This is a genomic window from Streptomyces cellostaticus (assembly GCF_001513965.1).
Classification (GTDB): domain Bacteria; phylum Actinomycetota; class Actinomycetes; order Streptomycetales; family Streptomycetaceae; genus Streptomyces; species Streptomyces cellostaticus.
The window spans coordinates 1-1,100 of record NZ_KQ948126.1 but is presented as its reverse complement, the minus strand read 5'-3'; the positions used below and the strand labels follow the sequence as shown (position 1 = coordinate 1,100).

Annotated in this window: 1 pseudogene; it reads left to right on the top strand. The window is 66.2% G+C overall.

What is annotated here, in order from left to right:
* Positions 1-76: 76 nt before the first annotated feature.
* Positions 77-1,080: pseudogene (locus AQI88_RS44660) on the top strand (IS5 family transposase).
* The last annotated feature ends 20 nt before the right edge of the window (positions 1,081-1,100 follow it).

The window sequence follows — 1,100 nt, the reverse complement described above, 5'->3', positions numbered from 1 at the left end:
TAGGGCCTGTGTGACGTCGTGATCAATCTTGCCGATCCGGATCCGCCTGGAAGGCGGATCCGGTAGGAAGGCGATCGTGACGCGCAGGCAACTCACCGACAAGCAGTGGAAGTTGATCGAGCCGTTCCTGCCGATAGGCGAGTACGGCCCGTACCCCGAGCGGCTGCGGGAGCAGTTCGAGGGGGTGATCTGGCGGTTCCGCACCAGCAGTCAGTGGCGGGAGATGCCGTGTGAGTTCGGCCCGTGGCCGACGGTCTACGGCCGCTTCCGGGTCTGGAGGGACGCCGGCGTCTTCACCGCACTGCTGGAAGGCGTGATCGCGGAGGCCGCCCGCCAGGGGAAGACGGACTTGACCCTGGTCAGCGTGGACTCCACCACCGCCCGCGCCCACCACGACGCCGCCGGGATACACATCGACAAGGAGGTCATGGACGCCCTTGAGGAAGCCGCCGCCGAGCAGGAACGGGCCCGGCAAAAGGGGGTGGCCCGCCGGAACAGAACGGGCAGGACGGCGGTGACGGCCCCGAGCAGGAAGAGCGGCGGTACATCAGGCGACGGCGCAAGCTCCGCTTGAAGCAAGCCCTGCTCGGCAGGTCCCGTGGCGGGCTGACGAGCAAGATTCATCTCGCCGCAGACCGCAAGTGCCGTCCGTTGTCGTTCGTCCTGACCGCAGGACAGGCCGCCGACAGCCCGCAGTTCGTCCCCGTACTGCAGAAGGTGCGGGTCCGTCTGCCTGTCGGCCGTCCCCGGAACCGGCCTGACGCTGTCGCCGCGGACAAGGCCTACTCATCCCGCGCTAACCGCTCTTACCTGCGGAAACGCAACATCAAGGCAGTCATCCCGGAGAAGAAGGACCAGGCTGCCAATCGAAAGAGGAAAGGCAGCCGGGGCGGCCGCCCCACACGCTACGACGCCGATCTCTACAAGGAGCGGAACACCGTCGAGCGCCTGATCAACAAGCTGAAGGCCTGGCGAGGCATCGCGACTCGATACGACAAGACACCCGAGAGCTACCTCGCCGGCCTCCACCTCCGCGCGTCCATGATCTGGATCAACGATCTACTGAAGGCGACTGGTTGATCACGACGTCACACAGGCCC